Origin of the sequence: Streptomyces odontotermitis, assembly GCF_050510915.1 — a bacterium.
Lineage (GTDB): Bacteria > Actinomycetota > Actinomycetes > Streptomycetales > Streptomycetaceae > Streptomyces.
In genome coordinates this window covers 16722-34400 of the sequence record NZ_JBNJLS010000002.1, presented here as the reverse complement: position 1 = coordinate 34400, position 17679 = coordinate 16722, and the positions used below count along the sequence as shown (strand labels likewise).

General features: G+C 72.3%; 16 protein-coding genes. 11 read left to right on the top strand and 5 right to left on the bottom strand.

The window, feature by feature from the left end:
- Positions 1–4: 4 nt before the first annotated feature.
- The 5 genes from ispG to ACQB60_RS06315 all read left to right on the top strand — a co-directional run bounded on the left by ispG (position 5) and on the right by ACQB60_RS06315 (position 5385).
- Positions 5–1171 carry a flavodoxin-dependent (E)-4-hydroxy-3-methylbut-2-enyl-diphosphate synthase gene (gene ispG, locus ACQB60_RS06335; RefSeq protein ID WP_496924830.1) on the top strand — a complete coding sequence of 389 codons (1167 nt, stop codon included), beginning with the start codon at positions 5–7 and terminating at the stop codon, positions 1169–1171.
- A 25-nt stretch (positions 1172–1196) separates the two neighbouring features.
- The gene (gene dxs / locus ACQB60_RS06330) at positions 1197–3119 is read left to right on the top strand and encodes a 1-deoxy-D-xylulose-5-phosphate synthase (RefSeq protein ID WP_496924829.1); all 1923 of its coding nucleotides are present in this window, start codon (positions 1197–1199) and stop codon (positions 3117–3119) included.
- A complete protein-coding gene (locus tag ACQB60_RS06325) occupies positions 3116–4501 on the top strand; it encodes an aspartate aminotransferase family protein (RefSeq protein WP_496924828.1) in 1386 nt (461 codons plus the stop codon). The genes dxs and ACQB60_RS06325 overlap by 4 nt, the downstream gene beginning before the upstream one ends.
- Positions 4502–4568: 67 nt before the next feature.
- The gene (locus ACQB60_RS06320) at positions 4569–5201 is read left to right on the top strand and encodes a helix-turn-helix domain-containing protein (protein WP_496924827.1); all 633 of its coding nucleotides are present in this window, start codon (positions 4569–4571) and stop codon (positions 5199–5201) included.
- 67 nt (positions 5202–5268) lie between these two features.
- A complete protein-coding gene (locus ACQB60_RS06315; RefSeq protein ID WP_384830816.1) occupies positions 5269–5385 on the top strand; it encodes a DUF6126 family protein in 117 nt (38 codons plus the stop codon).
- On the opposite strand, the gene ACQB60_RS06310 is transcribed toward ACQB60_RS06315, so the two are convergent.
- A complete protein-coding gene (locus ACQB60_RS06310) occupies positions 5360–6823 on the bottom strand; it encodes an MFS transporter (RefSeq protein ID WP_496924826.1) in 1464 nt (487 codons plus the stop codon). The two genes, ACQB60_RS06315 and ACQB60_RS06310, sit on opposite strands and share 26 nt — an antisense overlap.
- Positions 6824–6981: 158 nt before the next feature.
- Here ACQB60_RS06310 and ACQB60_RS06305 point away from each other — a divergent pair, with 158 nt between their 5' ends.
- A complete protein-coding gene (locus ACQB60_RS06305) occupies positions 6982–7305 on the top strand; it encodes an ArsR/SmtB family transcription factor (RefSeq protein ID WP_496924825.1) in 324 nt (107 codons plus the stop codon).
- Positions 7306–7363: 58 nt separating this feature from the next.
- Here the strand turns inward: ACQB60_RS06305 and ACQB60_RS06300 are convergent, their stop codons facing one another.
- Positions 7364–8161 carry a tyrosine-protein phosphatase gene (locus ACQB60_RS06300; RefSeq protein ID WP_496924824.1) on the bottom strand — a complete coding sequence of 266 codons (798 nt, stop codon included), beginning with the start codon at positions 8159–8161 and terminating at the stop codon, positions 7364–7366.
- Positions 8162–8333: 172 nt separating this feature from the next.
- On the opposite strand from ACQB60_RS06300, the gene ACQB60_RS06295 reads away from it, so the two are divergent.
- The gene (locus tag ACQB60_RS06295; RefSeq protein ID WP_496924823.1) at positions 8334–10490 is read left to right on the top strand and encodes an alpha-galactosidase; all 2157 of its coding nucleotides are present in this window, start codon (positions 8334–8336) and stop codon (positions 10488–10490) included.
- A gap of 194 nt (positions 10491–10684) precedes the next feature.
- Complete coding sequence (locus ACQB60_RS06290; protein WP_496924822.1) at positions 10685–11515, top strand: SGNH/GDSL hydrolase family protein; 831 nt, start codon at positions 10685–10687, stop codon at positions 11513–11515.
- Positions 11516–11594: 79 nt separating this feature from the next.
- On the opposite strand, the gene ACQB60_RS06285 is transcribed toward ACQB60_RS06290, so the two are convergent.
- A complete protein-coding gene (locus ACQB60_RS06285) occupies positions 11595–12347 on the bottom strand; it encodes a GbsR/MarR family transcriptional regulator (RefSeq protein WP_496924821.1) in 753 nt (250 codons plus the stop codon).
- A gap of 228 nt (positions 12348–12575) precedes the next feature.
- On the opposite strand from ACQB60_RS06285, the gene ACQB60_RS06280 reads away from it, so the two are divergent.
- A complete protein-coding gene (locus ACQB60_RS06280; protein ID WP_496924820.1) occupies positions 12576–13781 on the top strand; it encodes a cytochrome P450 in 1206 nt (401 codons plus the stop codon).
- A gap of 3 nt (positions 13782–13784) precedes the next feature.
- Complete coding sequence (locus ACQB60_RS06275) at positions 13785–14030, top strand: ferredoxin (protein ID WP_496924819.1); 246 nt, start codon at positions 13785–13787, stop codon at positions 14028–14030.
- Between the two features lie 51 nt (positions 14031–14081).
- Here ACQB60_RS06275 and ACQB60_RS06270 read toward each other — a convergent pair whose 3' ends face one another.
- Positions 14082–15023 carry a zinc-binding dehydrogenase gene (locus tag ACQB60_RS06270; RefSeq protein ID WP_496925616.1) on the bottom strand — a complete coding sequence of 314 codons (942 nt, stop codon included), beginning with the start codon at positions 15021–15023 and terminating at the stop codon, positions 14082–14084.
- Between the two features lie 116 nt (positions 15024–15139).
- Here ACQB60_RS06270 and ACQB60_RS06265 point away from each other — a divergent pair, with 116 nt between their 5' ends.
- Positions 15140–15718 carry a TetR/AcrR family transcriptional regulator gene (locus ACQB60_RS06265; RefSeq protein WP_496924818.1) on the top strand — a complete coding sequence of 193 codons (579 nt, stop codon included), beginning with the start codon at positions 15140–15142 and terminating at the stop codon, positions 15716–15718.
- Between the two features lie 28 nt (positions 15719–15746).
- Here ACQB60_RS06265 and ACQB60_RS06260 read toward each other — a convergent pair whose 3' ends face one another.
- A complete protein-coding gene (locus tag ACQB60_RS06260) occupies positions 15747–17642 on the bottom strand; it encodes a propionyl-CoA synthetase (RefSeq protein ID WP_496924817.1) in 1896 nt (631 codons plus the stop codon).
- Between the last annotated feature and the right edge of the window lie 37 nt (positions 17643–17679).

Genomic DNA, 17679 nt, shown 5'->3' with positions numbered 1-17679 from the left:
CGTCATGACCTCTGGAGAGCCCGTCTCTTTGGGCCTCCCCGAGCTGCCGGTCCGGCCGATCGCGGAGCGTCGCGTCTCGCGGCGCATCCAGGTCGGGCCGGTGGCCGTGGGAGGCGACGCACCCGTCTCGGTGCAGTCCATGACGACGACGCGCACCTCGGACATCGGGGCCACGCTGCAGCAGATCGCCGAACTGACCGCGTCCGGCTGTCAGATCGTGCGGGTGGCGTGCCCCACCCAGGACGACGCGGACGCCCTGGCGACGATCGCGCGCAAGTCGCAGATCCCGGTGATCGCGGACATCCACTTCCAGCCGAAGTACGTCTTCGCGGCGATCGACGCGGGCTGTGCGGCGGTCCGCGTGAACCCGGGCAACATCAAGCAGTTCGACGACAAGGTGAGGGAGATCGCGCGCGCCGCCAAGGACGCGGGCACCCCGATCCGCATCGGCGTGAACGCCGGGTCGCTGGATGCCCGGCTCCTGAAGAAGTACGGGAAGGCCACCCCCGAGGCGCTCGTGGAATCGGCGCTGTGGGAAGCCTCCCTCTTCGAGGAGCACGACTTCCGCGACATCAAGATCTCGGTCAAGCACAACGACCCCGTGGTGATGGTCAACGCCTACCGGCAGCTCGCCGCGGCCTGCGACTATCCGCTGCACCTCGGGGTGACCGAGGCCGGACCCGCGTTCCAAGGGACCGTCAAGTCGGCGGTCGCCTTCGGGGCGTTGCTGAGCGAGGGCATCGGGGACACCATCCGGGTCTCGCTCTCGGCGCCGCCCGCCGAGGAGGTCAAGGTCGGCATCCAGATCCTGGAGTCGCTCGGCCTGCGCCAACGCCGTCTGGAGATCGTCTCGTGCCCCTCCTGCGGGCGGGCGCAAGTGGACGTCTACAAGTTGGCCGACGAGGTGACCGCCGGGCTGGACGGCATGGAGGTGCCGTTGCGCGTCGCCGTCATGGGGTGTGTGGTGAACGGGCCGGGGGAGGCCCGTGAGGCGGACCTCGGCGTCGCGTCCGGCAACGGCAAGGGCCAGATCTTCGTGAAGGGCGAAGTCATCAAGACCGTCCCGGAGTCGAAGATCGTGGAGACCCTCATCGAAGAGGCGATGAAGATCGCCGCGCAGATGGAGGACGCGGGCATCGCGTCGGGAGCGCCCGACGTCACCGTGAGTTGAGGACAACCAGCTAGGGGGCCCGAGCATGACCATTCTGGAAACCATTCGGGGGCCGCGCGATCTCAAGGCGCTGACCGAGGCGGAGCTCGACGAACTGGCAGAGGAGATCCGGGAGTTCCTGGTCCACGCCGTGGCCAGGACCGGCGGTCATCTCGGGCCCAACCTGGGCGTGGTGGAGCTCTCCATCGCTCTGCACCGGGTCTTCGAGTCGCCCGTTGACCGCATCGTGTGGGACACAGGGCACCAGAGTTACGTACACAAGCTGCTGACCGGCCGGCAGGACTTCTCCAAGCTGCGCGGCAAGGGCGGCCTGTCCGGCTACCCCTCGCGCGAGGAGTCCGAGCACGACATCGTCGAGAACAGCCACGCCTCCACCGCGCTCGGCTGGGCCGACGGGCTCGCCAAGGCCCGCCGGGTGCAGGGCGAGCGCGGGCACGTCGTCGCCGTCATCGGGGACGGGGCGCTCACCGGCGGCATGGCCTGGGAGGCGCTCAACAACATCGCGGCCGCCAAGGACCAGCCGCTGATCATCGTCGTCAACGACAACGAACGCTCCTACGCCCCCACCATCGGGGGCCTCGCCAACCACCTCGCCACGCTGCGCACCACCGACAGCTACGAGCGGGTCCTGGCCTGGGGCAAGGACGTCCTCCAGCGCACCCCCGTGGTGGGCCGGACGCTGTACGAGTCGCTGCACGGCGCGAAGAAGGGGTTCAAGGACGCCTTCGCGCCGCAGGGCATGTTCGAGGACCTGGGCCTGAAGTACGTGGGCCCGATCGACGGGCACGACACCGCGGCCGTCGAGTCGGCGCTGCGACGTGCGAAACGCTTCCACGGCCCGGTCCTCGTCCACTGCCTCACCGAGAAGGGCCGCGGCTACGAACCGGCGCTCGCCGACGAGGCCGACCGCTTCCACACCGTCGGCGTCATGGACCCGCTGACCTGCGAACCGCTCGCCCCCTCCAACGGCCCTTCCTGGACCTCGGTGTTCGGCGACGAGATCGTCCGCATCGGGCGGGAGCGCGAGGACGTGGTGGCGCTGACCGCGGCGATGCTGCACCCGGTGGGGCTGACCAAGTTCGCGGAGGAGTTCCCCGAGCGGGTCTGGGACGTGGGCATCGCGGAGCAGCACGCGGCCGTGACGGCGGCGGGGCTCGCGACGGGCGGCCTGCACCCGGTCGTCTCGCTCTACGCCACGTTCCTCAACCGGGCCTTCGACCAGCTCCTCATGGACGTCGCGCTGCACCGTTGCGGTGTCACCTTCGTGCTCGACCGGGCCGGGGTCACCGGGCCCGACGGGGCCTCCCACAACGGGATGTGGGACATGTCGATCCTCCAGGTCGTGCCCGGCATGCGGATCGCCGCGCCGCGCGACGCCGACCAGCTGCGCCTCCAGCTCCGGGAGGCGGTCAACGTCGACGACGCGCCGACGATGCTGCGCTTCCCCAAGGAGTCGGTGGGCGCCCCGGTCCCGGCGGTCGACCGGATCGGCGGCATGGACGTCCTCCTCCAAGAGCCGGACGCCGACGTGCTGTTGGTGTCCGTCGGCGTGATGGCGCCCGTCTGCCTGCAGGCCGCCGAGCTGCTCGCCGCCCGCGGTCTGCGCTGCACCGTCGTCGACCCGCGCTGGGTCAAGCCGGTCGACACAGAGCTGCCGGGCCTGGCCGCGCGCCACCGGATCGTCGCCGTCGTCGAGGACAACAGCAAGGAGGCCGGGGTCGGCTCGGCGGTGGCGCTCGCGCTCGGCGAGGCCGAGGTGGACGTGCCCGTACGGCGGTTCGGGATCCCCGACCAGTTCCTGGCGCACGCCAAGCGGGGCGAGGTGCTCGCCGACCTCGGGCTCACACCGGTCGAGATCGCGGGGCGGATCGGGGCGTCGCTGGCGGCCAAGGCGGAAGCGGACCCGGGCGCCCCGGCGTCGGGCGGTCCAGTCAAGGAGAAGGAATGAGCAAGGAGTTCGACCTCGGCCGGCTGCTCGCCGAGCGCGGTGCCGAGCGCTACGAACTGCACGCGCGGCACCTGAACCACCAGTTGCCCCGCATGCTGCACACCATCGGCTTCGACAAGGTCTACGAGCGGGCGGAGGGCGCCTACTTCTGGGACGCGGAGGGCAACGACTACCTCGACATGCTCGCCGGTTTCGGGGTGATGGGCCTCGGCCGCCACCACCCCGTCGTACGCAAGGCGCTGCACGACGTCCTCGACGCCTCGCTCGCGGACCTGACGCGCTTCGACTGCCAGCCCCTGCCGGGACTGCTCGCCGAGCAACTGCTGCGCCACAGCCCGCACTTGGACCGGGTGTTCTTCGGCAACAGCGGGACCGAGGCGGTCGAGACGGCGCTGAAGTTCGCCCGGTACGCGACCGGGAAGCCGAGGGTGCTGTACTGCTCGCACGCCTTCCACGGGCTGACCACGGGTTCGCTGTCCGTCAACGGCGAGGACGGCTTCCGGGACGGCTTCGCGCCGCTGCTGCCCGACACCCCGGTGCCGCTCGGCGATCTCGACGCCCTGCGCAAGGAGTTGAAGAAGGGGGACGTCGCCGGCCTGATCCTGGAGCCGATCCAGGGCAAGGGCGTGCACGAGGCGCCGCCTGGATATCTGCGCGCCGCCCAGGAGTTGCTGCACCAGCACAAGGCGCTGCTCATCGCCGACGAGGTGCAGACCGGGCTCGGGCGGACCGGGGACTTCTACGCCTACCAGCACGAGGAGGGCGTGGAGCCGGACCTGGTGTGCGTGGCGAAGGCGCTGTCGGGCGGGTACGTGCCCGTGGGCGCGACGCTCGGCAAGGACTGGATCTTCAAGAAGGTCTACTCGTCGATGGACCGGGTCCTGGTGCACTCGGCGAGCTTCGGCTCCAACGCGCAGGCCATGGCGGCGGGGCTCGCGGTCCTCGCGGTGATGGAGGACGAGAAGATCGTGGAGAACGCCCGCGCGACGGGTGAGCTTCTGAAGTCCCGCCTCACCGAACTCATCGGCCGCTACGAGCTGTTGAGCGATGTGCGCGGTCGCGGGCTCATGGTGGGCATCGAGTTCGGCCGACCCAAGTCGCTGAAGCTGCGCAGCCGTTGGACCATGCTGCAGGCCGCGCGCAAGGGGCTCTTCGCGCAGATGGTCGTCGTGCCGCTGCTGCAGAAGCACCGGATCCTCACGCAGGTGTCCGGCGACCACCTGGAAGTGATCAAGCTCATTCCGCCGCTGACCGTGGGAGAGGCGGAGGTGGAGCGGTTCGTGACGGCGTTCACCGCCGTGATGGATGACGCGCACAGCGGTGGCGGGCTCATGTGGGACTTCGGCAAGACGCTGGTGAAGCAGGCCGTCGCCAACCGCTGAACGTGCACCCTTTGCCTCAGGGGCAAGAAATTTGCCCCTGAGGCAGGGCTCTGGCTCAATCGCATACATGAGCCCTGCCGAGCCGGACGCAGACCCGCAGCTGCCCGCGGTCGCGCCGCAGCTGCGTGAGCTGCGTCGCCGCGCCTCTCTGACACTGGAAGCGGCAGCCCGCACCATCGGACTCTCGCCCGCCCATCTTTCCCGGCTCGAGACCGGGCTGCGCCAGCCGTCGTTGCCGGTGCTGCTCTCTCTCGCGCGTGCCTACGGTACGACGGTCTCGGAGCTGCTCGGTGAGACGGTCACCGAACGGGATGCCGTCGTGCGTGCCGAGGACATGGAGCCGAGTCCGGCCGGGGGCTGGACCTACTGGCAGGCGGGGGCGCGGGGGCGGGGGATGCAGGCGCTGCGGGTGCATGTGCCGTCGGGGACACAGGGGGACATCGTGCGTGTGCACCCGGGCGAGGAGTGGCTGTACATCCTCAACGGACGCCTCCGGCTACGGCTCGGGGACACCGCGCACCTCCTCGCCCCGGGCGACAGCGCGCACTTCGACTCGCTGACCCCGCACCGCATCGCCGCGGCGGACGCGGCCGGCGCCGACCTTCTCTTCGTCCACACATTGCTGCAGAGCCCCGCCACGGCGCTGTGCCTGGGCGGGGCTCCGCAGAGTTCGAGCAACAGGGAGATGCGAGATGAGTGAGACGGCCGAGACGGACCAGACGCCGGAGCCCGTGCCGGAGCCAGTGCCGGGGCCCGCGCGGAACACGATGCAGGAGAAGTTCCCCCGCGGCCTGTGGATCCGGCTGATCATCTACGTCGCCGTCGGCCACCTCTTCGCGGCCTTCATCTACCTGCTGTTCACGCTGGGCGCCCAGAACCAGTGAGCTCGGGCTCGCGCTCCGGGGCCGTGGCGTGCACCCGGTCCGGGGCGGAGCGCGGCAGCAGGAGCGCGATGGCCAGGGCCACCGCCATGCCCGCCGCCGTCAGCAGGACCACCAGGAACTCCCCGTCGGCGGTCGCGGCCCGCAGTGCGGCGCCGGACGTGCCGTCCGTGCCCGTGTCGGCGAGGGCCGTGAGGACGGCGAGGCCGATGGCGTTTCCGATGTTCATGGTGGTGGAGGCGACGCCGTTGGCGATGCCCTGTTCCTCGGGGGCGGTGCCGGTGGCCGCGGCGATCCACATGCCCGTCCAGACGATGCCCTGGCCGACGCCGGAGACGATCAGGCCGGGGACGAGCGCCAGGTAGCTCGCGTCGCTGTCGAAGCCGAAGGCCAGGGCGACCGTGCCGAGGGCGCCGACGACCAGGCCCGACAGGAGCGTGGTGCGGGTGCCGAGCCGGGCGGTCAGGCGCTCGGCGAGCTGGGTGCCCGCCGCGATGGCGAGGGAGGGCACGAGGAAGGCGAGACCGGTCTGCAGGGCGCTGAAGCCGTGCACGGTCTGCAGCAGCACGGTCAGGAAGTACGGCAGGGTGCCGAACGTCGCCATGTAGAGGAACGTGATGGCGCTGCCGACGCTCAGGCTGCGGTTGCGCAGCAGCCGGAACGGCATGAGCGGGTCCGCGGTGCGCGACTCGACGGCCGCGAACGCGGCGAGCAGGACGGCGGCGGCGACGAGTGCGCCGATCACCGCGGCCGAACCCCACCCCAGCTCCGGCCCCTCGACGAGGGCGAAGACCAGGAGGGTCGAGCCGCCGGTCGCGGTGAGGGCGCCGGGCAGGTCGAACGTGCGCCGCTCGGTGCGGAGTTCGTCGCGCGGGATGACGAACACGGCGGCGAGCGCGACGAGTCCGGCCAGCGGAACGTTCACGTAGAAGACGGCGGGCCAGCCGAACGCCTCGGTGAGGACGCCGCCGAGCAGGGCGCCGAGGGTGAGGCCGCTGGCGCCCGCGCCGCCCCACACCGCGAGGGCCCGGTTCCGCTTCGGTCCTTCCTCGAAGAGGGTGTTGATCAGCGCGAGGGTCGAGGGCAGGAGCAGGGCGCCGCCGATGCCCTGGACGGCGCGGGCCGCGATGATGGTCGCCGGTGAGGTGGCGAGGCCGCCCGCCAGGGACGAGAGCGCGTACAGGGTCAGGGCGAGGACGAAGATCCGGCGCCGCCCGAAGAGGTCCGAGGCGCGCCCGCCGAGCAGCAGGAATCCGCCGGCGAGCACGACATAGGCGCTCACCACCAACTGCTGGGTCTGGCCCGGGAATCCGAGGTCGGCGCCGATGTCCGGCAGCGCGACGAAGACGATGTTGAGGTCCAGCGAGAAGGTCATCTGGGCGAGCGCGAGCAGGGCCAGGACCAGGCCGAGGCGGCGCGGCGGCGCCGTGGTGGAAGACATGCGGAAATACACCCCTCCTGAGTACGTGGGCCGGTGGCCCACCGTCGGGTCGACTGTACGTAAACATACGTACGATGCGACCGTACGGCAACATACGTACAATCAAGTGCGCAGGCGCAGTTGGGAGGAGGGTTCGATTGTCCGGGTACAGTGGAACTATGTCGTCACGTCATCCCACGCCCGAGCAGATCCGGATCCAGGACGTCCTGACCGCGCTCGGCAATGCCAAGCGCCTCGCGATCGTCCGGGTCCTGGACGGGGGCGGGGAGCACACCTGCGGAAGCCTGATCGGCGATGTGTCGAAGTCGACGATGACCCACCACTGGCGGGTCCTGCGGGACAGCGGGGTCATCTGGCAGCGGCCCTCGGGGCGCGAGAATCTCCTCTCGCTGCGCCGTGAGGACCTCGACCGCCGCTATCCCGGGCTGCTCGACTCGGTCCTCGCCGGTGCGCGCACCGACGAGGAGTCCGAGGAGAAGTAGCGCATAAGAGGAGAAGTGGCGAACAGACGGAAGGGCCGAGCGGGAAAAGCGGGGCCGGTCAGTCCAGCAGCCGCGCGCGCAGCCGCTCACGGGTCTGCTCGGAGAGGCCGAGGCCCTGGGTGAGGTAGGTCTCCGTGTCGCCCCAGGTGCCCTCGATCTGGTCGAAGGCGGCGGCGAGGTACTCGGCGCGGGCGTCGAAGAGGGGGCTCAGGAGCTCCATGATCTCGGGGGACATCGCCTCGGCCGAGTCGCTGTGGCGGCGCACCTTGTAGCGGCGGTGGGCGGCGTTGGACTCCAGGTAGTCCGCCTCGATGGCGTCGCGCTCGACGCCGACGGCCAGCAGCGTCACGGCTATCGAGAGGCCCGCGCGGTCCTTGCCCGCCGCGCAGTGCATCAGGGCGGGGACGCTGTCGTCCGCGAGGGAGTGCAGCACGCGGCTGTGCTCGGCGGTGCGCTCCGTGACGATCGACCGGTAGGACTCGATCATCCGGCCCGCGGCCTTGCCGTCGCCGAGGATCGAGCGCAGCTGATCCGTGTTCCCGTCGCGCACCATCGTCCAGAACTCGGCGCCGTCCGCCGGGTCGCTCAGCGGCAGGTTCACGTTCCGCACGCCGGGCAGCTCGACGTCCGGGCCCTCCAGGCGCTGGTCGGCGGCGTTGCGGAAGTCGAAGATCGTGTGCAGCCCGAGCGAGGACAGGAACGTCGCGTCGGCCGCGGTGGCGTGCGCGAGGTGCCCGCTGCGGAAGAGGCGGCCCGGCGCGACCCGGCGGCCGTCCATCGTCGGCAGCCCGCCCACGTCGCGGAAGTTGCGCACTCCGGCCAGCTCGGGCTCGGTCGACGGGACCTGCTGCGTCACGGGGGCTCCTCCTGGTGGGGGTGTCGGCGCTGCTCGCCGGATGACTGCGCCTTCGACCATACGACATGGGTTCCTCGGGCAATCATCTGCTGCGGGGCCGTTGCCCGGGCGGTGGACCCGGCCCGATGATGGGCGGCGCGCAGGCGACGCAGGGCGACGGAGGGGGCTCCTGGTGGTCGAGGCGGTCGAGGCGGTCGGAGCCGTCGAAGCGGCGAAAGGCGGGCGTACGTGGGTGCTCTCCGGACCCCACAGCAGTTACGCGCTGCACGTCACCGACCGCGATGAGCTGGTGCACCTCCACTGGGGCCCGCGCATCGCGCTCGCCGACGCGGAGGAGCTCGCCGCCGCGCCCCCGCCCGACGCACGGGGCTTCGAGTCGCCGCTCGACGGCCGCGAGGAGTACCCCGTCGAGGGAGGCCCGCGCTTCGTGCGGCCCGCACTCGTGGTGCGCGGCGGGGGAGTGCGGGGGAGCGAGTGGCGGTTCGCGGACTGGGGGGAGCGCCACGGCGAACTGTGGCTGTACTTCACCGACTCCCTGCACCAGCTGGGGATCACGCTGTACTACCGGATGCGCGGGGACGTCATCGAGCGCTTCGTCTCCATGAAGCACGAAGGGCCCCCGGATTCACCGGAGTTGGAGCTGCTGCGCGCCGACTCCGCCACCTGGACGCTCCCGGGGCGGGAGGGCTGGCGGCTCTCGCAGCTGCACGGCCGGTGGGCGGCCGAGTCCCGACTGGTGCGCGCCCCGCTCACGTACGGGGAGAAGGTCATCGGCAGCCGCCGGGGGCACACCAGCCACCAGCACCTGCCCTGGGTCGCGCTCGACGCGGCCGGTCCGGGCGGCGAGGGCGGCGAGGGTGGCGCGGGCGAGGAGCACGGCGAGGTCTACGGCTGCGCCCTCGCCTGGTCCGGGTCGTGGCGCATCGCCGTGCAGCAACTGCCGGACGGGGCCGTGCAGATCACCGGCGGCAGCGGCCACGACGACTCCGGGCAGGCGCTGCTGAAGCCGGGCGACTCGATCGTCACGCCCGTGTTCGCGGGGCTGTGGAGCGACGGCGGTTTCGGCGGGGCAAGCCGCGCCTGGCACGCGTACCAGCGCGAGCATCTGATCCCGGACGCCGGGACGCCGCGGCCCGTCCTCTACAACTCCTGGGAGGCGACCGGGTTCGACATCTCCGAGGAGCGGCAGGCGGAGCTCGCCGAGCGGGCCGCGGCCCTCGGCGCGGAGCTGTTCGTGGTGGACGACGGGTGGTTCGGGCAGCGCGTCGACGACCGGGCGGGCCTTGGGGACTGGACCCCCCACCGCGACCGCTTCCCGCACGGGCTCCGGCCGCTCGCCGAGCGCGTGCACGCCCTCGGCATGGGCTTCGGCATCTGGGTCGAGCCCGAGATGGTCAACGCCGACAGTGAGCTCTATGGCGCCCACCCCGACTGGGTGCAGCACCAAACAGGGCGCAGGCGCACCGAGTTCAGGAACCAGCTGGTGCTCAACCTCGCCCGGGACGACGTGCAGCAGTACCTGTGGAAGAGGCTCCACGCGCTGCTGTCCTCCGCCCCCATCGACTATGTGAAGTGGGACTTCAACCGCAGCTTCAGCGACGCCGGCTGGCCGGGGGCCGAGTATCCGCAGCACCTGTGGGACGGCCATGTGCACGCCCTGTACGGACTGGTGGACCGGCTGCGGGCCGCGCACCCCGGCGTCGCCTTCGAGTCCTGCTCGGGCGGCGGCGGGCGGATCGACCTCGGCATCCTGGCCCGCACCGACCAGGTGTGGACCTCCGACAACACCGACCCGCTGGACCGGCTCGCCATCCAGGACGGCCTCAGCCAGGTGCACCCGGCGCGCGTCATGGCCGCGTGGGTCACCGACAGCCCCAACACCCAGCTCAACGACCGCGTGAGCTCGCTGCGGTTCCGCTTCGTGAGCGCGATGGCGGGCGTGCTCGGCATCGGCGGCGACCTCGCCCGGTGGAGCGAGGAGGAGTGCGCCGAGGCGAAGCGTTGGGTGGATCTCTACAAGGAGATCAGGCCGGTGGTGCAGCTCGGCGACCTCTACCGGCTGCGGCCGCCGGGCGGTGAAGGGCTGAGCGCGGTGAGCTACGTCCACGGGGACGACGTGGTCGTGCTCGCCTGGCTGCCCCGCCAGTCGTACGGGGAACAGGCCCCGCCGCTGCGGCTGCGCGGCCTCGACCCGCGGGCGGCGTACGTCTGCCGGGACACCGGGACGGTGCACCGGGGCGCGGTGCTGCTCCACCACGGGCTGCGCACGGGGCTGCGGGGGGATCTGGACGCGGGGGTGTTCCGGCTGCGGCGGCAGCGGGAGCCGTAGGCGAGCGGGAGCGGTGAGCGGGAGCAGTGGGGGAATGGGTGAGGGGGAGCGGTGAGGGGGACGTGTGCGGGGCGCACCCGCACGTTCCGGGTTATTCCGGCTTGGAAGAAACTTGACGGGTGGCTTATCTCACCCCGCGTCAACCCCTCCCTACGGTGGCGTAAGTCACTTAGAGGAGTGAAGGATGTGACGTTGTGACAGCAGAGTCGACAACCTCCCACCAGGGCGCGGACAGCGCCGCATTCACCTCCTACGCAGCGGTGGGCGACAGCTTCACCGAAGGCGTGGGGGATCCCGGGCCCGACGGGACCTTCGTCGGCTGGGCCGACCGCCTGGCCGTGCTGCTCGACGACCGGGTCCCCGAGCACACCTTCCGGTACGCGAACCTCGCGGTGCGCGGCAAGCTCCTCGACCAGATCGTGGCGGACCAGGTGCCGCAGGCGAAGAAGCTCGCCCCCGACCTGGTGACGTTCTGCGCGGGCGGCAACGACATCATCCGCCCCGGCACCGACCCGGACGAGGTCGCCGAGCGCTTCGAGCGGGCCGTCGCGGACCTCGCCTCGGCGGTCGGCACGGTCATGGTCACCACCGGCTTCGACACCCGGGGCGTGCCGGTCCTCAAGCATCTGCGCGGCAAGATCGCCACGTACAACGGCCATGTGCGCGCGGTGGCCGACCGGTACGGCTGCCCGGTGCTCGACCTGTGGTCCCTCAAGACCGTGCAGGACCGCAGGGCTTGGGACGGCGACCGGCTGCACCTGTCCGCCGAGGGGCACACCCGGGTGGCGCTGCGGGCCGGCCAGGTCCTCGGCCTCGACGTGCCCGCCGACCCGGACCAGCCGTGGCCGCCGCAGCCCCCGCGAAACACCCTGGAGGTGCGCCGCGACGACATCCACTGGGCGCGCGAGTACCTGGTGCCGTGGATCGGGCGACGGCTGCGCGGGGAGTCGTCGGGCGACCACGTGGAGGCGAAGGGCTTCGTCGACCCGACCGCCATCAAGATGCAGCTGGAGTCGGCCACCTGAGCCGAAGGCTGTGCCGCATACGCGTCCCTGAGGGAGGGTCACCGGTCGTCCGGTGGCCCTCCCTCCGGGTTTTCGTGTCCTACGGCTCCTCGGGGGCGTCGGCCGCCGCCTGCCGTTCGCGCGCGATGACGTGCCGCCAGTGCTCGGCCGCCGCGAACGTGTCCTGGTTCGCGTGGTGCAGGAACTTCCCGACCTCGCCGAGCCGGGCGCCCGCGGGCGTGCCCCCGCCGAGAATCGTGGCGCCCTCGCGCGCGACCTCGGCCAGCATCGCGTTGGTCCGTGCGCTGGCCACCCAGGCGCGGTACCAGACGTCGTCGTCGATGACGTACCGCTCGGGCCGCCGCCCGCCCTCGCGCAGGCGCCGCACCAGCTCCTGGGACTCCAGATAGCCGATGGCCTTGGAGACGGAGGCCGGGCTGACCCGCAGGCGCCGTACGAGTTCGGCCGCGGTGAGGGTGCCGGTGTCCGTGGTGTAGAGGCAGGTGAGGATCCGCGCCGTCATCCGGGGCATCCCCTGCCGGACGAGCAGCGCGGTGAACCGCTCCTCGAAGTCCTGCACCGACGCGGCGTCGCGGTCCTGGGCGTCCGGTGCCTCCGACGCGTTCGGGGCCGCCGGGGCGCCGGACGGCTTGGCGCGACGGGCGCGGTGCGCGGTGGCCCGCTGCGCCCGCCCGGCGCGGTAGTCCGCGGGGCCGCCGTTGCGGGTGACCTCCCGGCTGACGGTCGAGGTCGGCCGCCCCAGGCGCCGGGCGATCTCCGTGTACGTGAGTCCCTCGGCCAGGCCCGCGGCGATGTCGCGTCGGTCCTGGTCGTTGAGTCTGCCTCCCGGCATGGACGGTCCCCTCCTGTTGCGTTCCGCCAGGGGGACAAGTGTGCGTTCATCGTCAGCTCATTGCAATCCCTGTGCGATTACGTGGTGCATTCACCTTCATTGTCATTGCAATACGGGCCCTCAAAAGCCAAGCAAACGGCTTGAATTGAGGGTGATTGTTTGACGGCAGAGTGAACGCAACTTAGCGTTTCCAGAGTCCTGAAGGTTTCTGACGGAACGGAACCAGAGATGCCCGACGCCCTTGCCGCCGTGCCCGAACTGCCCATGACCCGCCCTGCCGACCGCCCCTGGGACCCCCCGGAGGAGTTCGCCCGGCTGCGCGCGGAGCGGCCCCTGTGCCGCCTCTCCTACCCCGACGGCCACTTGGGCTGGCTGGCCACGAGCCACGCCCTGGTCCGCGAGGTCCTCGCCGACCCCCGGTTCAGCTCGCGCCAGGAGCTGATGCACATCCCGCTGCCCGGGGCGGGCGCGATGGAGCGGATGCCGCCCGCCGACCCCGGCATGTTCATCCGGGCCGACGGCGCAGAGCACGCCCGCTACCGGAAGCTGCTCGCGGGCAAGTTCACGGTCCGCCGCATGCGTCAGCTCACCGGCCGGGTGGAGGAGCTTGCGGAGGAATTACTCGACGCCATGGAGCGCCAGGGGACGGCGGCCGACCTGGTGCCGGCGTACGCCCGCCCCCTCCCCGCCCTGGTCATCTGCGAGCTGCTCGGAGTCCCCTACGCCGACCGGGAGTTCTTCCAGGAGCGCACGGCGACGATGAGCGACCCCGACGCGACCGCCGAGGACATGGGGCGGGCCATGTCGGAGGCCGGGGAGTTCCTGGGCGCGCTGGTCAAGGCCAAGCGCGCCGAGCCCACCGACGACCTGCTCGGCGACCTGGCCACCGAGGACCTCACCGAACAGGAACTCGTCCAGATCGCCCTCCTGCTGCTCGGCGGCGGCCTCGACACCACCACCAACATGATCGGCCTCGGTACGTTCACGCTCCTCGGCCACCCCGACCAGCTCGCGGCCCTGCGTGCGGATCCGGAGCTCACCGACGGGACCGTGGAGGAGCTGATGCGCTTCCTGACCGTCGGCCCCGTCACGGTGCGCACGGCCCTGGAGGACGTCGAGCTCGGCGGGCACCTGATCGCGGCGGGGGAGACGGTCGCCGTCGCCCTGCACGCCGCCAACCGCGACCCGGAGAAGTACCCCGACCCCGACACCCTCGACATCCGCAGGCAGGCGAGCGGACAGCTGGCTTTCGGGCACGGCATCCACCAGTGCCTCGCCCAGCAACTCGCCCGCGTCGAGATGCGGGTGGCCTTTCCCGCCCTGTTCCGCAGGTTCCCGCACCTCCGCCTCGACACCCCCGTGGCCGAGGTGCGGATGCGCGACGACTCCTTCCACGGGGTGTGGAGCCTCCCGGTCGCCTGGGACGAGGTGTAGCCGATGCGGATCCGTATCGACCGGGAGAACTGCTGCGGCGCCGGGATGTGCGCCCTGACCGCGCCCACGGTCTTCGACCAGGACGCCGGGGACGGTCTCGTCCTCGTGCTCGACCCGGCGCCGACGGGGGAGGCGGCGGAGGCGGCGTGCGCGGCCGCGGACCTCTGCCCGGCCGGGGTGATCACGGTCGAGGAGTCCCCTGTCGGGGCGTCGGCTTCGGCCGTCTCGGGGCCGGTGCAGGCGCCCTAGGGCCGGTTCAAGTCCCTTCGACGGGCGGCCGGTCGGCCCGACGGTTCGACGTCAGCGGGCGGCCGGTTGGCCTGACGGCTCGCCGTCACCGTCGACGTCGAGCACCGCCTTGCCCGCGACCCTGCGCTCGAGCAGGGCCTGCGCCGCGTCGGCCACCCGCTCCCAGGAGCCCCGCCACGACACCTCCGCCGAGAGCCGCCCGTCCGCCAGGAACCCGAGCAGGGTGGCGAGGTCGGGTCCGACCTCGTGGACGTCGCCGAAGGTGGTGATCGACTTGGGGGTGCCGACGTGGAACAGGGAGTACGGGGCGAACTCGGCCGGCGCGTCGGAGGCCCAGCCGATCACCTGGACGTCGCCGCCCGGGGCCAGCAGGTCCCAGGCGGCGGCGAGCTGCGGTCCGCCCACGTTGTCGAGGACGAGGTCGACGGGCCGGTCGACCCCGGCGAGGCCGACGACCACTTCGTGGGCGCCGAGTTCGGCGAGCCCGGCGGCACGGCCCGGCGATCCCACCGAGGCGATGACATGGGCCCCGCCGAGGGCCGCGAGCTGGACCGCGTACCGGCCGACGCCGCCCGCCGCGCCGGTGATCAGCACCCGGCGGCCCAGGACGGAGCGGCTGCGCAGGGTGCGCAGCGCGGTGATCCCGGCCATCGGCACGGCGGCCGCCTCGGCGAGGCCGACCCCGTCCGGGACCTCGGCGACCGCGGTGGTGTCGACGGCCATGCGCTGCGCCCAGGCGCCCGCGCCGAACGCCGCGACCCGCGCGCCGACGGCGGGCCCGGTGCCGTCCGCCGCGGCGCGCACGACCACACCCGCCGCGTCGTACCCGTGCACGGTCCCCGCGGGCCTGCGCGCGGCGAACGCCACCTCGCCCCGGTTCAGTGAGAAGTGCCGTACGTCCAGGACGAGTTGGTGCGGGGCGGGGGCCGGCTCGGGTGCGTCGCCGCGGCGCAGGGCGCCGGGGGCGGCGGGGTCGACGACGAGAGCGTGCATGGGCATGGGTGAGCTCCTCGCGTACGGAATGCTGAACGGAAGGCTAGACGGACTGACAGTCCGGTTGGCGTGGCGCTACAGTAACCGGACCAACGGACCGTTTGGAAGGGGAAGTTGTGGCGAGTGAGCGGCGCGGGGAGCGGGCCGACGCCGTGCGGAACCGGGAGTCGGTGCTGCGCGCCACCGAGCAGTTGCTCGCCGAGGGCGGCGGCGACCATGTCTCGCTCGACCGGGTCGCCGCGCTCGCCGGGGTCGGCAAGGGCACCGTGTTCCGGCGCTTCGGGAGCCGTGCCGGGCTGCTGCAGGCGCTCCTCGAAGAGCGCTCGCGGGCGCTGCGCGAAGCGGTCACCGGCGGCCCGCCGCCGCTCGGCCCCGGCGCTCCCGCGCGCGAGCGGCTCTTCGTCTTCCTCGACGAGCTGTGCGCCATCGCCGAGGGCAACGCCCTGCTCCTGTCCGCCCATGAACGGGCCTGCGCCGAGGACAAGTTCGCCGACCCCAGCTATCGGTTCTGGCACCGCCACCTCGGCGCGCTGCTGGCCGAGGAACGCCCGGGACTCGACGGGGAGTTCGCGGCCCACGCGCTGCTCGCGCTCTTCGACGGCGACCTCGTGCGGCACGTCGCGACGGCGGAGGAGCCGCGGCGGTTCACCCGTTCCGTACGGGAGTTGGCGGGCGCACTCCTGGAGCGCGCCTGAGCGGCGCACCCCCGGAGCCGCCCGAGCGTCAGTCCTGCGTGACCGTGAGGACCCGCAGCGCGTCACGGATCTCCGTGAGCACGGCCGGGTCCTCGATGGTGGCCGGGACCGTGAACTCCCTGCCGTCGGCGATCGCCCGGACCGTGGCGCGGAGGATCTTGCCCGAGCGGGTCTTGGGCAGGCGGGCCACCGGGAGCACCCGGCTGGGCGTCGCCACCGCGCCGATGCGCTCGCGCACGAGGGAGCGGAGTTCGGCCTCGACGTCGGCGGGCGGCCGGTCCGCGCCCTGGCGCAACACCACCAGACCCAGCGGGAGTTCGCCCTTGAGCGGGTCCGCGACGCCCACCACCGCGCACTCCGCGACGTCCGGGTGGTCGGCGAGGGCCTCCTCCATGGCGCCGGTCGAGAGGCGGTGCCCGGCGACGTTGATGACGTCGTCGAGGCGGCCCATCACAAAGACGTGCCCGTCCTCGTCGATCCGGCCGCCGTCGCCGGTGAGGTAGTGGCCGGGGAAGCGCTCCAGGTAGGAGGCGGCGAAGCGGGCGTCGTCGCGGTACAGGGTGGTGAGGGCGCCCGGGGGCAGCGGCAGCTTCAGCGCGAGGGTGCCGTCCGTGCCGGGCGGGCAGGGGCGGCCGTCGTCGTCGAGCGCGCGCAGGTCCCAGCCGGGCATGGGCACCCCCGGTGAGCCGGGGCGGTCCGGGAGGCGCTCGATGCCGAGGGGGTTGGCCACGATCGGCCAGCCCGTCTCGGTCTGCCACCAGTGGTCGACCACCGGGACGTCAAGGAGGCCGCGCGCCCAGTGGTAGGTGTCCGGGTCCAGGCGCTCCCCGGCCAGGAACAGGGCGCGCAGCGACGACAGGTCGTGGCGCGCGGCCAGTCCGCCCTTGGGGTCCTCCCGCTTGATGGCCCGCAGTGCGGTGGGCGCGGTGAACAGGGTGCGCACCCGGTGCTCCTCGACCACCCGCCAGAACGCGCCCGCGTCGGGGGTGCCCACGGGCTTGCCCTCGTACAGGAGCGTGGTGCAGCCCGCGAGCAGCGGCGCGTACACGATGTACGAGTGGCCGACGACCCAGCCCACGTCGGACGCGGTCCAGAACACCTCGCCGGGCCGGGCGTCGTAGATGTGCTCCATGGTCCAGCGCAGCGCCACCGCGTGCCCGCCGTTGTCGCGGACCACGCCCTTGGGGGCGCCGGTCGTGCCGGAGGTGTAGAGGACGTACAGCGGGTCGGTGGCGGCCACCGGCACGCACGCGACGCCCGGCGAGGTGCTCAGCGCGCGCTGCCAGTCCAGGTCGCGGCCCGGCAGCAACTCGGCCTCCGCCTGCGGTCGTTGCAGGATCACGCAGGCGTCGGGGCGGTGCTCGGCGAGGTCCAGGGCGCGGTCGAGGAGCGGCTTGTACGCGAGGACGCGGCTGGCCTCGATGCCGCAGGACGTGGAGAGCACCACGGTCGGCCGGGCGTGGTCGATGCGCGCGGCGAGCTCGGGCGCGGCGAAGCCCCCGAACACCACCGAGTGCACGGCGCCGACGCGCGCGCACGCCAGCATCGCCACGACCGCCTCCGGCACCATCGGCAGATAGATCACGACGGTGTCGCCCTTGCCGACGCCCAGCGCGGTGAGCATCCCGGCCGTCCGCGCCACCTCGTCGAGCAGTTCGGCGTACGTGCGGCGGGTGACCGTGCCGGTGACGGGGCTGTCGTGGATGAGCGCCGTCCGGTCGCCGTGCCCGGCCAGGACGTGCCGGTCCAGGGCGTTGTGACAGGTGTTCAGCTCGCCGCCCGCGAACCAGCGGGGCGCGGCGGGTGCGGCCGGATCCAGGACCTGCCGCGGGGGCTCGTACCAGTCGACGGCCTCGGCGGCGCGGCCCCAGAAGGCGGCCGGGTCGAGGAGGCTCTCGCGGTGGGTGGTCTGGTAGCGGGACAACCGTGACTCCGTTCTCCGTGTCGGCACGAGTACGTCA